Below are 16,802 nucleotides of genomic sequence, written 5' to 3' on the forward strand. Positions count from 1 at the left end.
GGACTTATCCGCGCTTGATCGACGCCAGAGGGTGCTCTGGCGGATAGGTTGGGGTAACGGGCTTCTTCGCACCGAGCATCACGCACATCAGCGCGTCTTCGTCGCCGATGTTGATCTCTTCGCGGTACACGCCCGGTGGCACGGAAATCACGTCGCGGTCGGTGAGGATGGTCTCGTAGCGCTCGCCGTCCTTCTCGATCACCACCTTGAGTTTGCCGCGCAGCACGAAGAACACTTCCTCGACATCGGTGTGCAGGTGCGGCGGGCCTTCATGGCCGGCCGGAATGACCATGGTGGAAAAGGTGAAATGCTCCGACGGGATGGTGTTCATGTCGGTGCTCACGCCGGTGCCGCCGGTGCCGATGTAGCGCATTTGCGCGCGGCGGAACTTGGGGTCGTGGTCGGCCTGGAACTTGAGCGCGTTCCAGTCGTACTTGCGCGTCTCGTAGCGGGCCACGCGGGTCTGCATCCAGGCTTCCAGGCTGGCGCCTTCAGGCCGTTCCCAGCTTTTCGGAGCTTCGTTGGGGGTGGACAGGTCGGTCATGGCAGTCTCCATTCTCAAGGTCATCGATCGATCAGGGCATGACAAACCCGCCGTTGACCGGCAGGGTTTGTCCAGTAATGAAACGGGCCAGGTTCGACAAGGCGAACACCACAGCCCCGCTGACGTCTTCGGGCAGTTGCGCGCGTTGAATGGCGCGCTGTTCGGTGTAGAGGCGGTGGCGGGCCTCGGGGACGTAGGCGGTGGCTTCCACCAGCACTAGGCCGGGAGCGATGGCATTGACGGTAATGTTGTCACTGCCCAGTTCGCGGGCCAGGCTGCGAGTCATGGCGATGATCGCGCCCTTGCTGGCGACATAGGCCATCAGGTTCGGCGCGCCCCACAACGGCGTATCGGACGCCAGGTTGACCACCGCGCCCTGGCCGCTCAGGCGCAGGGCGGGCAGGCAGGCGGTCGTCATCAGCCAGGTGCCACGCACGTTGACCTGCATGACCTGGTCCCAGGTGTCGATGCTTAGTTCTTCGCAGGTCTTGCCGCCGGAATTGGTCACCGAGGCGTTGTTGACCAGGCCATCGAGGCCGCCCAGCAGTTCGCCGGTCTGGGTGGCGCAGCGCTGGATCGATGCAGGATCGGCCAGATCGACGCTCAGCCCATGGACGTCCAGGCCCATGGCCCGCAGGTCGCAGGCCGATTGCTGCACGCGTTCGTCGAGAATGTCGGCGATGACCACGCGCCCGCCCGCTTCGGCAATCGCTTGCGCGAAGGCGTAACCCAGGCCGCGGGCACCGCCGGTGACCAGCACGCGACGGCCTTGCAGGAGTTGAGCAGAGGCATTCATCAATTAGTACTCAGCATGGCTTTAGGCATGTAGTGCAGGACGCGCTTCTCGGCCCAGACAACCGCGCCGTAAGCCAGCACACCGATCAAGGTGAGCATCACGATGGCGACGAATACCCCGCTGGTATTGCCTTGGCCTTCAGCGTCCACGAGCAGGAAGCCCAGGCCTTGGTTGCCGCCGACCAGTTCGCCGACGGTGACGCCGATCACCGCCAGGGTGGAAGCGATGCGCAGGCCCGAGAACAGCGCGGCCATGGCGGAGGGGAATTCCACCAGGCGGAAGATCTGCCAGCGGCTGGCGTTCATGGTGCGCACCAGGTTGATCATGTCCGGGTCCACGGTGCGGATCGCCGAAAGTACGTTGATCATCACCGGGAAGAACACGATCAGCACCGCGATCAGAATCTTCGGGTACACGGTGTAGCCCAGCCACATCACGAACAGCGGGGCGAAGGCTACTTTCGGGGCGATCTGCAAGGCCAGGATGTAGGGCGAGAGCATGGCCTCGGCCTTGGGCGAAAGGCCCAGGGACGTGCCGATCACGATCCCCAGCAGGGCACCGAGGGCAAAGCCGACGACGATCTCCACGGCGGTGATCAGGGTGTGTTCCAACAAGCCGCTGCTGTTCCACATCAGCACGCCCTCCTGGGCCACGCGGCTCAGCTTGGGCATGACGAATTCGGGCATGCCGAGCAGGCCGGGACCCCATTGCCACAGGGCGAGAAACAGGATCAGCAGGGCAAGGCTGCCGAACATCGAGTTATTGAGGCTTTTCATCACAGTCATACCTTTGCGCTTCTGACCCGGGCCGCTACTTGGCAGCGGTGGTGGTGCCGATGAACTGGTTGGTATAGAGGTCTTCAAGCTTCGGCTCCTTGCTGACGATGCCTTCGCTCACATAGAACTGGCGGACCTTCTCCAGGCGCTGCGGGTCGACGCTGCCAAGCACTGCCTGCTGGGCGTAGACGTGGTCGACGTAGAGCTTGAAGGTCTTTTCCAGCTGCGCTTCCTTGCCGGCATAACTGGGAATCGCCTGGGCGAACGTAGCGGCGGCGGCATGGGGGTCGGCGACGATGTCGCGCATGCCTTGCAAGGTCGCCTGGACCACGCCGCGGACGATCTCGGGATGCTTCTGGATGGCGTCGTCGGAGGCTATGATCGATTGCGCCATGCTTTCGAAGACTTGGTCCTGAGGGATCAGCTTGACGTCGAGGCCCGCTTCCTGGGAGTCGGTGACCCAGTCCGGGACGCCCGCCATGGCCACGGATTTCTTCGCCGCGAACAGCTGCCATACCCCCGCCGGGCCAGCGGCCTGTACGTTGACGTCGGTCTTCTCCAGGCCAGCCTTGCGCAGCGTCGCGAGGAGGGCGTAGTAGGTGGTGTCGGAATAGGACATCACCGTCAGGGTCTTGCCCTTGAGGTCCTTCACCGAATGGATGTTCTCGTCGGCGTTGGTGGCGATCATGGTCACTCCGCCAGCGCCCAGCACCGCCACGTTGCGCACTGGAATGCCATTGGCGCGGACCACGATCGGCGTGTCGCCGATGGCACCGCCGATCAGGGCATTGCCGGCGCCAATCTGCTTGGCCACGTCGACCCCGCCCTTGGCGGCGATAAAGGTGACATTCAAGTCGTTATTGGCGTAATAGCCCTTTTCCTTGGCGATGATCCACGGCGCGAAGGCCGGCGAATTGGGCGGTGCCGGTAGCAGGTAGGTCACGTCGGTGGCGGCGTGGGCAGCAATGGCCACGCTCAGGCCGAGCACGGCCGAAGCGGTCTTGAGTGCGGATTTGAACATGGTGACTCCTGAATTCGTTGAAGGCCGGTGAGGCAGAATCAGTGCAGTTCGGTGTCTTCCCCGACCTTGAGCAGTTCCATCAGGCGGCCGGCCAAGGGGCCTATCTCGGGCAGCTTGCGACGCTCCAGCGGGTTTTCGCGGTAGGGCAGGTCAACGATGATTTCTTCGACGATCGTGCCGGGGCGAGCGCTCATCACCAGCAGGCGATCGGACATGGCGATGGCCTCGACCAGATCGTGGGTAATGAACAAGGCCGTCTTCTTTTCCTCGAACAGCATGCGGGCCATGTCTTGCTGCAGGATCATCTTGGTCTGCGCATCGAGGGCCGAGAACGGTTCGTCGAGGAACAGGACCTGCGGGTCCATGGCCAGGGTGCGCGCCAACGCAGCGCGCTGGCGCATGCCGCCCGACAGCTGGAATGGGTAATGGTCGGCAAAGCCTTGCAGGTGGCAGCGATCGAGCAGATCTTCAGCGATCACACGGCGTTCGGCGGCGGCCATGCCCTGGATTTCAAGGCCCAGCTCAACGTTCTGGCGGATGCTGCGCCACGGCATCAGCAGATCCTTCTGCAACATGAACGCGACCTTTTTCACCGGACCGTTGACCGCTTCACCGCCGACGAAGACTTCGCCTTCGCTCGGGCGGTAGAGGCCAGAGCCCATATTGAGAATGGTGCTCTTGCCGCAGCCGGATGGGCCGATGATCGACACCACTTCGCCACGAGCGATCTTGAAGTTGACGTCACGAATAGCGAAGGGCGCCTCGGCTTTCCCTTTGGCCGGAAAGCACTTGCCGACGTGACGGAACTCGATCTCGGTCGGCTCGCTGGCCCTGCGCTGCGATTCGTTCCTGTGGGGGGCGATTGCAAACATCTCTGTCACAGCCATTGGGAAAGGTCTCTGGTCTGTTTTACTAGTGATACAGCGGTTAGTGCATGAACAATGCCAGTTTGACTTTCGTGCTGTTTATTTAATAAATACCTTATTTATCAGTTATTTATATTATTAAACGGAATTCATGGTTGTTTTATATGTGAAACGATATTTTCTATGTGATACGGCGCTGCACATTTCTTGGGCGTTGTTACGGCGCCATGCAAAAAATAAGTGCTTTTTTGAAACAACGTTTTATATATGAAACAGCGCCGGTGTTTTTTAATGCTGCTTGGATGTCGCGCTTGAAGTAGGTTCGATTCTCCAGGCGTCGTATCCATATACCCAATCGGCGTTACCACCTGCCTTGAGCCACTGGTTGCCACGCGAGCCGATCTGGATCTGGCTGGCGCGCTCCAGTCGAGCGTGCTGATAGCCCAGCAGCGCTTCGTTCACTTCTTCCAGTGTCTGCACGTGTTCCAGCGCCCGTGCCAGCACCACAGCGTCCTCGATCGCCTGACCAGCGCCTTGGGCCATGAATGGCATCATCGGATGGCAGGCATCGCCCAACAGCACCATGTGGTCCTGGGCCCAATAGGGCAGTGGATCGCGTTCATAGAGGGCGGTCTTCAGTACCTCATCGCAGGCGTCGAGCAGGGCGCGGGCGTCCGGATGGAAGTCGGCATAGCTGTCGCGCAACTCGCTGACGCTGCCGGGCGTGGTCCAGCTTTCCTCATGCCAGCTGTCCTGGGCGGTGGTGGCGAAGATAAAGATGTCTTCCCCGCGGTTGAGTGGGAAGGTCACGATCTGGCTCTGTGGCGTAGGGCCCCACCATTTAGTAAAGGCCTGGATGTTCGGGACGTGGGCGACGCGGCTGGCGGGCACCACGGCGCGGAACGCCACGACGCCGGTAAAGCGCGGATGCTCCTGGCCAAACAGCGCGGCGCGCACCACTGAATGAATGCCGTCGGCGCCAATCAATACGTCCATTTTCGCCTGGCTGCCATCGCTGAATCGCAGCGTTACGCCATCCTCTTCCTTGCTGGCGGCTACGGCACGTTTGCCAAACTGCACGCTTTCCAGCGGGAAGGCGGCGGCCAGCACGCTGAGCAAGTCGGCGCGGTGAATGGTCAACTGAGGTGCACCGTACTGGCGCTCGGCAGCGTCGGCCATTTCCAGGCGCGAAGTTTCTTCGCCGCTGTCCCACATCCGGCTGATGCGATGGGTAGGGCGGGCGGCGAAGCGGCGGATACCTTCACCAACGCCCAGGCCATCCAGTGCCTTCACCGCGTTCGGGGTGAGATTGATATCGGCACCGACCCGCATGAAAGCTTTGGCCTGCTCGAATAACGTGACCTGATGGCCAGCGCGTTGCAATGCGATGGCGGCGCACAGACCGCCGATACCGGCGCCGAGGATACCGATGGAAAGCGTTTTCATGATTCATATCTCTGTTGGTGGGGTGGAGCGACGATTCATGCAGGGCGAATGCCATTAATTCCTTTTATAAGGAAATAATTTATTTTTGCTTTAAATTTAATGACTTGAATGGATGTTTCAGGGGTGAAAAGTGTACTGGCCTGGCAATTGTCCCAATGGGCACCTTTAAGAGGAACCTGTGCTACTTTTCGCCACTTCTTGTGGCACTTATATCCACCAATGCGGATGCATGAACGGCGAGGACTTATGGCGGGAATCAAGAAAAAGCGTGAGGCCGGACGCCCACGGGAAACCCAGGCCGTCGGGCGCGAGGGCTTGATTGAGGCGACCCTGGCGCTGTTACGGCATGCACCACCAGAAGCCCTGACATTGCTGCAGATTGCGAATTCGGTGGGTGTGGATCCGGCGTTGGTGCGTTATTACTTCGGTAACAAGGATGGACTGCTGCGCGCGGCCACCCTGAACCTGATGGAGCGCGTCCAGCAGGCTTCCGAGCAACAGGCCGACGAGCCCTCGGTGGCCGCCATGCTCGGCAACCGCGTGAGGTTGATCATCGATACCGGCCGCGAGAATCCGCACTTTCTCAAGCTGGTGATGCGCGAGATCTATGCTGCGGGCGAGCGTGGCGAAGCGGGCGATCCGACGTGGGATGTGCTGGATCTCACCGCTCGGCGCGGGGCAGCGCTCAGCAATGCGGTGCTGCAGGCGCGGCCGACCTCGGCGAAGGAGGTAAGCGTGGACGCGCGTTTTCTGCATGTGGCCTTGCTCGGTGCCTGTACGTTCTTCGCAACCGCACAGCCGTTGTTCAAGGCATTGTTCGAATTGGAGCAGGATGAGGATGAGCTGGCCAATCGTTACAGTGAGTTCCTCACCGATCTGCTGCTTCGTGGGATAGGGGTAGACGGTACGACTTTCTGAGATCGAAGTCGCTCAAGGCTTGGGCAGATATCGAGGTCGGATTCTTTGAAACCGAAGGTCTCAGATCGTGGATGACCAGTCGTCACTAGTACTGAACTTGGCTGGGTGGATGGCGCCTATTTCTTACCTTTAACGTAAACGTAGAGGATAAGCACATGGCAACCTCACAGGAAAACCTGCTCGACTGGCTTCGTGACGCTCATGCGATGGAGCAACAGGCGGAGAAGATGCTGAAGGCGCAATCCGAGCGACTCGAGCACTATCCAGACCTCAAGGCGCGCATCGACCAGCATATCCAGGAGACGCTCGGCCAGCAGAAACTGATCCATGAATGCCTGACGCGATTGGGCGGCAGTTCCTCGACCATCAAGGACATGACCGGCAAGCTCATGGCGTTCGGACAAGCCGTTGGCGGCTCGCTGATGAGCGATGAAGTGGTCAAGGGCGCGATGGCTGGTTACGTCTTCGAGAATGTGGAGGTCGCGACCTACACCGTTCTGATCGCCGCTGCCGAAGCGGCTGGCGATACTCAGACGAAGGCGGCTTGCGAGCAGATCCTTCCACAAGAAAAGGCAATGGCGCAGTGGCTGCTCGAACACCTTCCCGAGATCACTCAGGCATTCCTGAAGCGGTCCGAGACGCCAGGCGTGGAAGCCAAGAAGTAAGACATGTGCAAGCAGCCACTTCGGTGAGGTATGAAACGGTGGGTCCGGAACGATCTTGAGCATGGTAGCGAGTCCTGACGAGAGTTGAGCTACCAGATCCCGCTGCTAAATGAGAGGCAGCTGTACGTGGGTTAGCAGACCGGCAAGTCAGGCACCCGAAGGCGCCCCACGTACAGCCACCATTGAACACCGATGTCGGAATCGATATCGGAAATGGTGAGTACCCCTCTACCACTGTCGATACAGCATCCACGCACGCTCCATGCGCGCAAGCTTCGACGCGATCACCGGCACGAGCTTCACGCAGCTCATGCCAAGCGCGAGGACGATTCGCCGCTTGCTGCACGTATCGGTTATCTAGTCACTGACTGGCGAACAACCCGCGCGCCTCGCCAAAACACTGCTCGGCAATCGCCGAGCGCGGCTCGCTGCGGCGCAGCAGCAAGCCAACCGGGCTGCGAATGCTCGCGTCGGTGATCGGGATGAAGCGCAGATGCTCGCTCAGGTCTTCAAGACCGCAGTGCAGAGGCATCACGGCGCAGCAGATACCGGCGGTAATGGCCTGGACCAGCTGGAAGGTAGAGTCGCTCTCCAGGACCGCGAGCGGCTCGAGACCGCGGTTGCGGAAGCTCAGGTCCAACGCCTGGCGGTAGTGCATGCCTTTGCTCAACAGCCCCAGCGGCAAGTCGCCCAGGGCTTCCCAGCGCAACTCGGGCTGTTCGAAGCGAAAATGCCGGGTGTCATGGAGCAGTCCCATGGTCGTGGTGCCCAGTTCGATGATATCGAAGAAGCTGGCATCGACCTGGTCCAGGTAGCAGATGCCGAGGTCGAGCTGGTTGCGGCTCAGGCCGTCGATGATCTGTTCGGAGCTCAGCGACGAGAGCTGGAAGTCCAGCTCGGGGTAGCGCTCGCGCAGAGGCATGAGCAGGCGCATGGGGTTGAAGCTCGACAGCGGCACCGTGCCCAGGCGCAGGCTGCCGACCACCTGGCCGCGACAGCTGGCCGCCTCGGCCTGCAGGCCGTCATGGGCGGCGAGCAGGGTGCGAGCCCAGGCCAGGATCCGTTCACCCGCTTCGGTGAAGCCTTCGAAGCGTTGGTCGCGCTTGACCAGCACCAGGTCCAGCTCCTCCTCGAGGTTGCGCAGGCGCATGGACAGAGTCGGCTGGGTGATATGGCACAGCTCCGCCGCCTGGCCGAAGTGGCGTGTCTGGTCGAGGGCGATAAGGAACTTGAGCTGCTTGATATCCATGATGCGGCCTGGCGGGAAAGGGCGTCCCCAGACCTTAACCAAGTCTGCCCCGGCTGGCCAATGTTTCCAGCGTCGGCCTGCGGCGTGCACGGGCCAGAACGCAATGGCGGTCAGTCGAGGAAACACCATTTGATGAGACTTTTCCGTCGGCTTCTGAATCTTCTGTGAAGCTGATGGCCTATCGCGGGACAAGCCCGCTCGCCACCCGTGCGCGGTGAGGCGAAGATGCGTTCCCTGCGGCGTATACGGGCCAGAACGCAATGGCGGTCAGTCGAGGAAACACCATTTGATGAGGCTTTTCCGTCGGCTTCTGAATCTTCTGTGAAGCTGATGGCCTATCGCGGGACGAGCCCGCTCGCCACCCGTGCGCGGTGAGGCGAAGATGCGTTTCCTGCGGCGTGCACGGGCCAGAACGCAATGGCGGTCAGTCGAGGAAATACCATTTGATGAGGCCTTTCCGTCGGCTTCTGAATCTTCTGTGAAGCTGATGGCCTATCGCGGGACAAGCCCGCTCGCCACCCGTGCGCGGTGAGGCGAAGATGCGTTCCCTGCGGCGTGCACGGGCCAGAACGCAATGGCGGTCAGTCGAGGAAACACCATTTGATGAGGCTTTTCGTCGGCTTCTGAATCTTCTGTGAAGCTGATGGCCTATCGCGGGACGAGCCCGCTCGCCACCCGTGCGCGGTGAGGCGAAGATGCGTTCCCTGCGGCGTGCACGGGCCAGAACGCAATGGCGGTCAGTCGAGGAAATACCATTTGATGAGGCTTTTTCGTCGGCTTCTGAATCTTCTGTGAAGCTGATGGCCTATCGCGGGGCAAGCCTGCTCTCCACAGGGAACGCATCTTCGCCTCACCGCGCACGGGTGGCGAGCGGGCTTGTCCCGCGATAGGCCATCAGCTTCACTGAAGATTCAGAAGCCAAAGGTCAATGGTGTTTCCTTGATTAACAGACATGGGGCGCAAGCGACCGCGTTGTCGGCGCTCAGCTGAGCACGTGATCCACCGGCGCCAACGCCGGCGGCAACGGCTCGTGCCCCAGTGCCGCCAGGATGTCGCGCTCCACGGCGCGCACCAGGGCATCGGTCGGCAGGTCGTTCTCGTCGCGGCCGAACGGGTCTTCCAGTTCGTTGCCGATGGCGTCGAGGCCGAAGAAGGTGTAGCTGACGAGGGTGGTGAACAGCGGCGCTAGCCAGCCCAGCGGCTCGGCCAGGGCGAATGGCAGGAGCAGGCAGAAGATGTAGATGGTGCGATGCAGCAGCAGGGTATAGGGGAAGGGCAGCGGGGTGCCTTTTATCCGTTCGCAAGTCGCCTGGACTTCCGTCAAACCAACGAGGCGCTGTTCCAGGGTGGCGTAATGCCACTCGCTGATACGTTGACGCTCGGCGAGCCGCGAGCAGTGCGCGCCGACCTCGCGCAGGATGCCATCGCACACATTGTGCGGGCTGATGGCATGAGCATCGGTCAGCCAGGGGCGGGCGGCAAGCAGGTCATCTTCGTTGCGCAACCGCGCATTGAGCGCATGAGCGAAGCCACACAGGCCACGCAGCAGCTCCGCGCGTACCTGCGTATCGGCGATCGCCACGCTCTCGCGGATGAAGGAACGTGTTTCGATCAGCAGTTTGCCCCAGGCCTTGCGTCCCTCCCACCAGCGGTCGTAGCAGGCGTTGTTGCGAAAGCTCATGAAGATCGACAGCGACAGGCCCAGCAAGGTGAAAGGCGTGGCGCTGACCGGGTAGAAGAACGCCGGGTAGCGGTGTTCGATCAATACGATCAGCGCTGCCAGCAAGGTGACTATCAGGCAGCGCAGGGCGATGCGCTTGACGATCGAGCCCTTGAGGGTGAAGAGCACGCGCAGCACGTCGGGACGGGAATGGACGATCATCGGTATCCAGGAGGCGCCGGATCAGCCGCCGGTCATGTTCATGAATCGCACGATCTGCACCTCGCCGCCCACCTCGAAATGGTGACGATAGGGCTTGAGCTGCATGGCCTCGCGGATGGCGGTTTCCAGACGCTCGGCGTCGCCGGGATAGGCGCGCATGACCTGCTTGAGGTCCATCGAATGCTCGTTGCCCAGGCACAGCAGCAGACGCCCCTCCACGGTCAGGCGAACCCTGTTGCAGGTGGCGCAGAAATTGTGGCTGTGCGGGGAGATGAAACCGACCCGCGTGTGAGGTGCTTCGGCAAGGCGCCAGTAGCGCGCCGGGCCCTGGGATGACTCGGCGGAATCGATCAGGGTGAAGTGCTCGGCGATGCGTGCCTTGACGTCGTCGCTGGAGCAATAGGATTCACCGCGCTCGTGTTCGTCGATCAGCCCGAGAGGCATCTCTTCGATGAAGCTGATATCCAGTTCGCGATCGATCGCGAAACGCACGAGGTCGACGATTTCGTTATCGTTGCGGCCCTTGAGCACCACGCAGTTGAGCTTGGTGCGGCGAAAACCCGCGGCACGCGCGGCATCGATTCCAGCGATCACCTGGTCGAGCTCGCCGGTACGGGTCAGCGCCTTGAACAGCACCGGATCGAGGCTGTCCAGGCTGATATTGAGGCGCGAGACGCCGGCATCGAACAATGGCTGCGCCAGACGGCCGAGCTGTGAGCCGTTGCTGGTCAGGCACAGTTCGCGCAGGCCGGGCAGGGTGGCGATCCGTGTACAGAGATCGACGATACCCTGGCGCACCAGCGGCTCGCCGCCGGTCAGACGGATCTTGCGGGTGCCCAGGGAGACGAAGCGCTCCGCCACCTGATAGAGCTCCTCGAGAGAGAGGATCTGTTGGCGGGGCAGGAATTGCATGTCTTCGGCCATGCAGTAGACGCAACGGAAATCGCAACGGTCTGTGACCGACATCCGCAGGTAGTCGACTTTCCGATTGAAGCTGTCCGTCAGGGTCCGCTGTACGTCCACGTTTGCGCTCGGGTCTGGGGGCGGGGCGGGAAATATCGCCGGTGAAGCTCAAACTATAACCTGCGGGTCAAGTCGTCAAATCACTTTGCCTGACTGGTCGATCAGCGCTGTCTATCGGCCCCTGCCATGCATTGCCATTCCTTCGGCTAGACCCTCACTACACGCGCCTTTCAGCGTCGTACCGGCAACGCCGTGGTGTACTTGATCTGTTCCATGGCAAAGCTGGACGTGATGTTCGACAGGCCATCGGTGCTGGTGATGAGCTTCTTGTAGAAGCGATCATAGGCGCCGATGTCACTGACTACCACGCGCAGCATGTAGTCCCAGTCGCCGGACATCCGGTAGAACTCCATGACTTCCTCGAAGCCACGCACCGTCTCGGCGAAATGTTCGAGCCAGGCGCTGTCATGACGCTGGGTCTTGAGCTGCACGAATACCGACAGTCCCAGGCCGAGACGCTCCGGATCCAGCAGTGCTACCCGGCCCAGGATGTAGCCTTCTTCCTCCAGGCGCTTGACCCGCTTCCAGCATGGCGTGGTGGAGAGGTTGACCGCCTCGGCAAGGTCCTTGAGGGAGACCGAGGCGTCGCGCTGAAGCAGGGTGAGGATATGCTGGTCGAAACTGTCCATGCGGGAAAACACTGCGTGAGGAGAAAAAGTTTCTCCAGATTATCCGAAGACCCGAACCTGAAGAAATAATGGAAGCCCAGACGGCGAGTTTCATCCCTGATCAACCCGGCGGGCGTGGATATGCCATAGTTGTGCTCAATCCAGTCAGTCAATGAGAGAAATTCGATTTCCATGCTAGATCGTATCTTGCGGCTTCGGGACTTCAGTGATGCTGCTGGCCTCATCGCGGGACAAGCCCGCTCGCCACGGGTGTGCGTATGTCCAGTGGCGAGCGGGCTTGTCCCGCGATAGGCCAGGCCGGTCACTCGAAAATTCCGGAGCCGAAGGCTGAACGCTAGCATTTGAACCGAGTGCTTTGCCTTAACTGACCAGCATTAACCTGACTGGCATTGATAATTGTGTTTGCCTATTTCTGACCTTGGACCCGACCATGTCCGACAAACCGCGTCACTTCGCTACCCGAACCATTCATGCAGGCGAGCAGTTCGGCGTGGCCGACAATGCGATCTTCCCAGCCATCGTGACCGCCAGTTCGTTCACCAAACGCGGCTTGGATGATCATCCGGAGTATGCTTACAGCCGGGTGAGTAATCCTACGCGACACGCTTACGAAAGCTGCGTCGCTGCCCTGGAGGAAGGTGTCGGCGCCGTGGCCTGCGCTTCCGGCGTAGGCGCTACCGCGACCGTTCTGGAACTGTTGCCCAAGGACGCCCATGTCGTGGTCATGAGCGGCGTCTACGGCGGCACTTTCCGCTTGTTGGAGGACTACCGCAGCCACAGCGCCGGGCTGACCACCACCTATGTCGATCTCAATGACCTGCAGGCAGTATCGGCCGCCATCCGCCCGGAAACGCGGCTGATCTGGATCGAGACCCCGACCAATCCACTGCTGCATCTGGTCGATATCAAGGCGCTGTGCGAACTGGCCCGTGAGCGCGGCATCCTCACTTGCCTGGACAACACCTTCTGTTCGCCCTGGAACCAGCGACCGATCACCCTGGGTGTGGATCTGGTGATGCATTCGGCGAGCAAGTACATCGGCGGGCACTCCGACCTCATCGGTGGCGTGGTCGTCGCGGCCACCGAAGCGCTGTTCAAGCGTTTGCGCAAGATCAGCATGGCCGTGGGCGCGATTCAGGGGCCGTTCGACTGCTACCTGGCCCTGCGTGGGCTGAAGACCCTGGACATCCGCATGGAGCGTCAATGTGCCAATGCCATGCACATCGCGCGTTTTCTCGAAAGCCATCCCCAGGTCGAGCGGGTCTACTACCCAGGGCTTGAAAGCCATGCGCAACATGCCTTGTGTCAGCGGCAGATGCGTAGCGGCGGGGCAGTGGTGTCGATGCGGGTCAAAGGCGACCGCGCCACTGTCAATCGGTTGGTCGAGGCATTGTCGATCTTCGTCCTGGCCGATTCGCTGGGCGGCGTCGAAAGCATGATCAATCATTCCTGGAGCATGTCGCACAACTCGTTGAGCCCGGCGCAGAAGGAGGCCATGGGCATCGGCGAGAATCTGTTGCGTCTGTCGGTGGGGATCGAGGATCACCGCGACCTCATCGCGGACCTCGAAAGTGCTCTGGAGGCGGCGACCGCTGACACCTGATGGAGGCGGTCGCAGCTGATCGGCACCGGCGCTACCCCTTGGCAGGCTACCGGTGCCGGTATATTCGTCTCAGTCCTTGTTGTGCTGCTCGATCTTGCGGACGATCTTCTCCTTGATCAGAGCGCGCTCCTTTCGAAACCGATTCACGGTGTCGTCGCTGGTGCCATTTTTCTCGGCAACGAGTACCTCCTTGTCCTTGGCCAGGTATTCCTTGTGCAAATCGCTGAGTTGCTGGTCGTCCTTGCGGAGCGCTTCGTAGGTCTCGCTTGGCAATTTCAGGTCAGCGAGCAGATCGTGTGGGACTGGCATTTCTTCACCTCGGTGAGTTGGTGAGCGGTCCTGAACTTTGAGGATAGTCGCTGCGCCAGGTTCCGCGCCTGCGCTAAGCTGTACGACTTCTTACCTGGCCTGGATACCTGGCATGCCTCATCTGAACCTTGAATACAGCGACAACCTGCCTGACGTAAACGTGGATGTGCTGTTGATGCGCTTGAACCACGCCTTGGTCGGCAGCGGGCAGTTCGCCGATGAACTCGATATCAAGAGCCGCGCCCAACCCGTCAGCCAGTACCGCGTCGGCACCGCTCCCGGCGAGCGCAGTTTCGCCCATGTCCGCCTGGCGCTGCTCAGCGGCCGCTCGCCGGAGGTCAAGCAGCGACTGTCGAACAGCCTGTTGGCCGTGTTGCGCGAGGCCGTACCGAGCAAGGCCGGTGTGCATATCCAGCTCAGCGTCGAAGTGCAGGACATGGACCGTGGGTCCTATGCCAAGCAACACCTGCCAGGCTGAGCAGGGCGGGCGCGGGCGCTCGTGACGGACGCATGGTTTCCCGGCCCCGGCCCATGGCGTATATACTGCGCGCCATTGTCTGTGGGAGAGCCTTGTGGCTATCGAAATACACTGGATCCGCGACGACCGGAGCCTGGCCGAACATTGCCAGGACTGGCGTGCACTGCCCTATGTGGCGCTCGACACCGAATTCATGCGGGTCGACACCTTCTATCCCAAAGCCGGCCTGGTGCAGGTCGGCGACGGCAGCCGGGCCTTTTTGATCGATCCGTTGCTGATCACCGATTGGCAACCACTTGCCGCCTTGCTCGAAGACACCGCCGTGGTCAAGGTGGTGCATGCCTGCAGCGAAGACCTTGAAGTGCTCTCGCGCCTGACCGGCAAGCTGCCGCAGCCGCTGTTCGACACCCAACTGGCCGCCGGCTACCTCAATATCGGGTTCTCCATGGGATACTCGCGGCTGGTCCAGGACGTGCTCGGTATCGAACTGCCCAAGGGCGAGACTCGGTCCGATTGGCTGCAGCGTCCACTGTCGGACACCCAGGTCAGTTATGCCGCGGAGGATGCCGTGCATCTGGCCGAGTTGTTCGGCAGCCTGCGCCAGCGTCTCTCCGATGAGAAGTATGCGTGGGTGCTCGAAGACGGCGCCGAGCTGGTCGCCCAGCTGCGCCGCGAGATCGATCCGCTGTCGTTGTATCGTGAAGTGAAGCTGGCCTGGAAACTGTCCCGGCAGCAACTGGCGGTACTGCGCGAGCTCTGTGCCTGGCGCGAGCGTGAAGCGCGGGCACGGGATCTGCCCCGCAACCGCGTGTTGCGCGAGCATGCCCTGTGGCCCATGGCCAAGACCCAGCCCGACAACCTGTCGGCGCTGGCCAGGATCGACGACATGCATCCGCGCACCATCCGCCAGGACGGCGAGTTCCTGCTCGACCTGATCAAGCGCGCGGCCAGCTTGCCCGCCGAGCAATGGCCGCCGGCGCTGCCCGAGCCGTTGCCGATAGACGCTGCCGGTATCCTCAAGCAGTTGCGCACCATCGGACAGGCCGAGGGCGAACGCCTGGGCATCGCCCCGGAGCTGATGCTGCGCAAGAAAACCCTGGAAGCCCTGCTCAAGAGCGGCTACCCCAATGGTCCCTATCAATTGCCCGATTCGCTGCGTGGCTGGCGCCGCGAGCGCATGGGGCAGGCCCTGCTCGATAACCTGGCGGGTGCCGGAGAAGCCTGATGAAACGTATCTGTTCGATCTACAAGAGCCCTCGCAAGAACGAAATGTACCTGTATGTGCTCAAGGCCGATGGCCTGGAGCGCGTGCCTGAAGGCCTCCTGCCGTTCTTCGGTACGCCGGTGCATGCCTTCGACCTGGTACTTGGCCCCGAGCGCAAGCTGGCCCGCGAAGACATCGTCAAAGTGCTGGAGAACCTCGACACCCAGGGCTATCACTTGCAGATGCCGCCGCCTGACGAGGAATACATCGAGCACCTGCCGGAAGAATTGCTGCGCCGCAACGACCCGGTCTGACGTCGCGGAACCCCACCACAGCTCGGCAGCCCGCGCGCGGGCTGTCTTCACCCGTCAAGGTTGTCATCGCCATGCGTGTGTTGCTCGCCGAAAAGGATCATGCCCTCTATAGCCGTCTGTTGAGTGAGGCTGCATCGGATCTGACCATCCTGACCAGTGGCGACACCACCGAGCTCGCCCGTCATGCGCCGGAGTGCGAGGTGTGGCTGGGGCAACCCGATTTGTTGGCCGGCCTGCTTCGGCAAGGACATCGGCCCGATTGGATGCAGTCTACCTGGGCAGGTATCACCCCCCTGCTTGCCGACGGCCTGTCGCGCGACTATCGCCTGACACGCGCCGTGGGCATCTTCGGCCAGGTGATGGCCGAGTACATGCTGACCTACATGCTGAGCCACGAGCGGGAGGTGTTGACGCGACTGGTCAGTCAGACGGAGTGTCGCTGGGATGAGCGTCCGGGGCGCAGCCTGGAAGGGCGGCGAGTCTTGATCGTCGGCACGGGCGATATCGGCCAGCGGGTCGCCGAATTCCTCCTGCCGTTTGGCGTGGTTCTCTACGGCGTCGCCAGCCAGCCGCGTGAACAGGCGCCTTTCGTCGAAGTGGCAGGGCTTGCAGATCTGCCAAGGTTGGTGTCTCAGGCCGACTATGTGCTCAACCTGTTGCCCGATACTCCGGCTACTCATGATCTCTACGACGCGGCGCTGTTCAAGCGTTTCAAACCCGAGGCATTGTTCATCAATGCCGGGCGGGGCGTGGCCGTGGTCGATCTTGACCTGGTGGAGGCCTTGAAGCAGGGGCATCTGGCCGGAGCCGTGATCGATGTCTGCCGGCAGGAGCCTCTGCCCCGGCAGCATCCGTTCTGGACGGCCCGGGGGCTACTGCTCACCGGCCATAGTGCCGCTCCTACCACGCCGACGGCGATGGTGCGCCTGTTCGTCGAGAACCTGCGGGCGTATAGGGCAGGGGAGACGTTGCGGGGGTTGGTGGATTTTCTGCGGGGGTATTGAGGCAAGGGAGCGGCGGTTTCGCTGCTCCTGACGGGTAACCGCTGCAACCGCGTTGATCGCACCATTGCATTGCCA

18 protein-coding genes are annotated in these 16,802 nt (G+C 61.4%); 7 read left to right on the forward strand and 11 right to left on the reverse strand.

The genetic code is table 11. The features are described 5' to 3' along the window. Positions 1-4: 4 nt before the first annotated feature. The 6 genes from G7009_RS06590 to G7009_RS06615 all read right to left on the reverse strand — a co-directional run bounded on the left by G7009_RS06590 (position 5) and on the right by G7009_RS06615 (position 5,449). Entirely contained in the window at positions 5-544 is a 540-nt protein-coding gene (locus G7009_RS06590) for a cupin domain-containing protein (protein ID WP_181129105.1), read from the reverse strand. 31 nt (positions 545-575) lie between these two features. Then, positions 576-1,340, reverse strand: a complete 765-nt coding sequence (locus tag G7009_RS06595) for an SDR family oxidoreductase (protein WP_181129106.1) — start codon at positions 1,338-1,340, stop codon at positions 576-578. After that, positions 1,340-2,116: an ABC transporter permease gene (locus G7009_RS06600; RefSeq protein ID WP_181129107.1), complete on the reverse strand. Its 777-nt coding sequence runs from the start codon at positions 2,114-2,116 to the stop codon at positions 1,340-1,342. Before G7009_RS06600 ends, G7009_RS06595 begins: the two co-directional genes overlap by 1 nt. 34 nt (positions 2,117-2,150) lie before the next feature. After that, positions 2,151-3,137, reverse strand: a complete 987-nt coding sequence (locus G7009_RS06605) for an ABC transporter substrate-binding protein (protein ID WP_181129108.1) — start codon at positions 3,135-3,137, stop codon at positions 2,151-2,153. 38 nt (positions 3,138-3,175) lie between these two features. Then, entirely contained in the window at positions 3,176-4,024 is an 849-nt protein-coding gene (locus G7009_RS06610) for an ABC transporter ATP-binding protein (protein ID WP_181129109.1), read from the reverse strand. A 267-nt stretch (positions 4,025-4,291) separates the two neighbouring features. After that, on the reverse strand, positions 4,292-5,449 hold the full coding sequence (locus G7009_RS06615) for an FAD-dependent monooxygenase (protein ID WP_181129110.1): 1,158 nt from the start codon (positions 5,447-5,449) through the stop codon (positions 4,292-4,294). Positions 5,450-5,695: 246 nt separating this feature from the next. Here G7009_RS06615 and G7009_RS06620 point away from each other — a divergent pair, with 246 nt between their 5' ends. Next, positions 5,696-6,367: a TetR/AcrR family transcriptional regulator gene (locus G7009_RS06620; protein ID WP_181129111.1), complete on the forward strand. Its 672-nt coding sequence runs from the start codon at positions 5,696-5,698 to the stop codon at positions 6,365-6,367. Positions 6,368-6,522: 155 nt separating this feature from the next. Further along, the gene (locus tag G7009_RS06625; RefSeq protein WP_181129112.1) at positions 6,523-7,032 is read left to right on the forward strand and encodes a ferritin-like domain-containing protein; all 510 of its coding nucleotides are present in this window, start codon (positions 6,523-6,525) and stop codon (positions 7,030-7,032) included. Positions 7,033-7,393: 361 nt separating this feature from the next. Here G7009_RS06625 and G7009_RS06630 read toward each other — a convergent pair whose 3' ends face one another. The 4 genes from G7009_RS06630 to G7009_RS06645 all read right to left on the reverse strand — a co-directional run bounded on the left by G7009_RS06630 (position 7,394) and on the right by G7009_RS06645 (position 11,815). After that, positions 7,394-8,281 carry a LysR family transcriptional regulator gene (locus tag G7009_RS06630; protein ID WP_181129113.1) on the reverse strand — a complete coding sequence of 296 codons (888 nt, stop codon included), beginning with the start codon at positions 8,279-8,281 and terminating at the stop codon, positions 7,394-7,396. A gap of 982 nt (positions 8,282-9,263) precedes the next feature. Beyond that, positions 9,264-10,163, reverse strand: coding sequence for a bestrophin family protein (locus tag G7009_RS06635; protein WP_181129114.1), 900 nt, complete (start codon positions 10,161-10,163; stop codon positions 9,264-9,266). A 21-nt stretch (positions 10,164-10,184) separates the two neighbouring features. Next, positions 10,185-11,186, reverse strand: coding sequence for a GTP 3',8-cyclase MoaA (moaA, locus tag G7009_RS06640; RefSeq protein ID WP_181129115.1), 1,002 nt, complete (start codon positions 11,184-11,186; stop codon positions 10,185-10,187). Between the two features lie 170 nt (positions 11,187-11,356). Beyond that, positions 11,357-11,815, reverse strand: a complete 459-nt coding sequence (locus G7009_RS06645) for an Lrp/AsnC family transcriptional regulator (RefSeq protein WP_181129116.1) — start codon at positions 11,813-11,815, stop codon at positions 11,357-11,359. Between the two features lie 430 nt (positions 11,816-12,245). Between G7009_RS06645 and G7009_RS06650 the strand changes: the two genes are divergently transcribed. Further along, positions 12,246-13,418, forward strand: a complete 1,173-nt coding sequence (locus G7009_RS06650; RefSeq protein ID WP_375139539.1) for a trans-sulfuration enzyme family protein — start codon at positions 12,246-12,248, stop codon at positions 13,416-13,418. 69 nt (positions 13,419-13,487) lie between these two features. Here G7009_RS06650 and G7009_RS06655 read toward each other — a convergent pair whose 3' ends face one another. After that, positions 13,488-13,727 (reverse strand): hypothetical protein, encoded by a 240-nt coding sequence (locus G7009_RS06655; protein WP_181129118.1) that lies wholly within the window; start codon positions 13,725-13,727, stop codon positions 13,488-13,490. Positions 13,728-13,839: 112 nt separating this feature from the next. Between G7009_RS06655 and G7009_RS06660 the strand changes: the two genes are divergently transcribed. The 4 genes from G7009_RS06660 (at position 13,840) to G7009_RS06675 (ending at position 16,727) form a co-directional block, all read left to right on the forward strand. After that, on the forward strand, positions 13,840-14,205 hold the full coding sequence (locus G7009_RS06660) for a 5-carboxymethyl-2-hydroxymuconate Delta-isomerase (RefSeq protein WP_181129119.1): 366 nt from the start codon (positions 13,840-13,842) through the stop codon (positions 14,203-14,205). A 94-nt stretch (positions 14,206-14,299) separates the two neighbouring features. Beyond that, complete coding sequence (rnd, locus tag G7009_RS06665) at positions 14,300-15,430, forward strand: ribonuclease D (protein WP_181129120.1); 1,131 nt, start codon at positions 14,300-14,302, stop codon at positions 15,428-15,430. After that, entirely contained in the window at positions 15,430-15,723 is a 294-nt protein-coding gene (locus G7009_RS06670; protein ID WP_181129121.1) for a YcgL domain-containing protein, read from the forward strand. The genes rnd and G7009_RS06670 overlap by 1 nt, the downstream gene beginning before the upstream one ends. Positions 15,724-15,794: 71 nt before the next feature. Beyond that, positions 15,795-16,727 carry a D-2-hydroxyacid dehydrogenase gene (locus tag G7009_RS06675; RefSeq protein WP_181129122.1) on the forward strand — a complete coding sequence of 311 codons (933 nt, stop codon included), beginning with the start codon at positions 15,795-15,797 and terminating at the stop codon, positions 16,725-16,727. Positions 16,728-16,802: the final 75 nt, after the last annotated feature.

Source organism: Pseudomonas capeferrum (assembly GCF_013523055.1).
Classification (GTDB): Bacteria; Pseudomonadota; Gammaproteobacteria; order Pseudomonadales; family Pseudomonadaceae; genus Aquipseudomonas; species Aquipseudomonas capeferrum_A.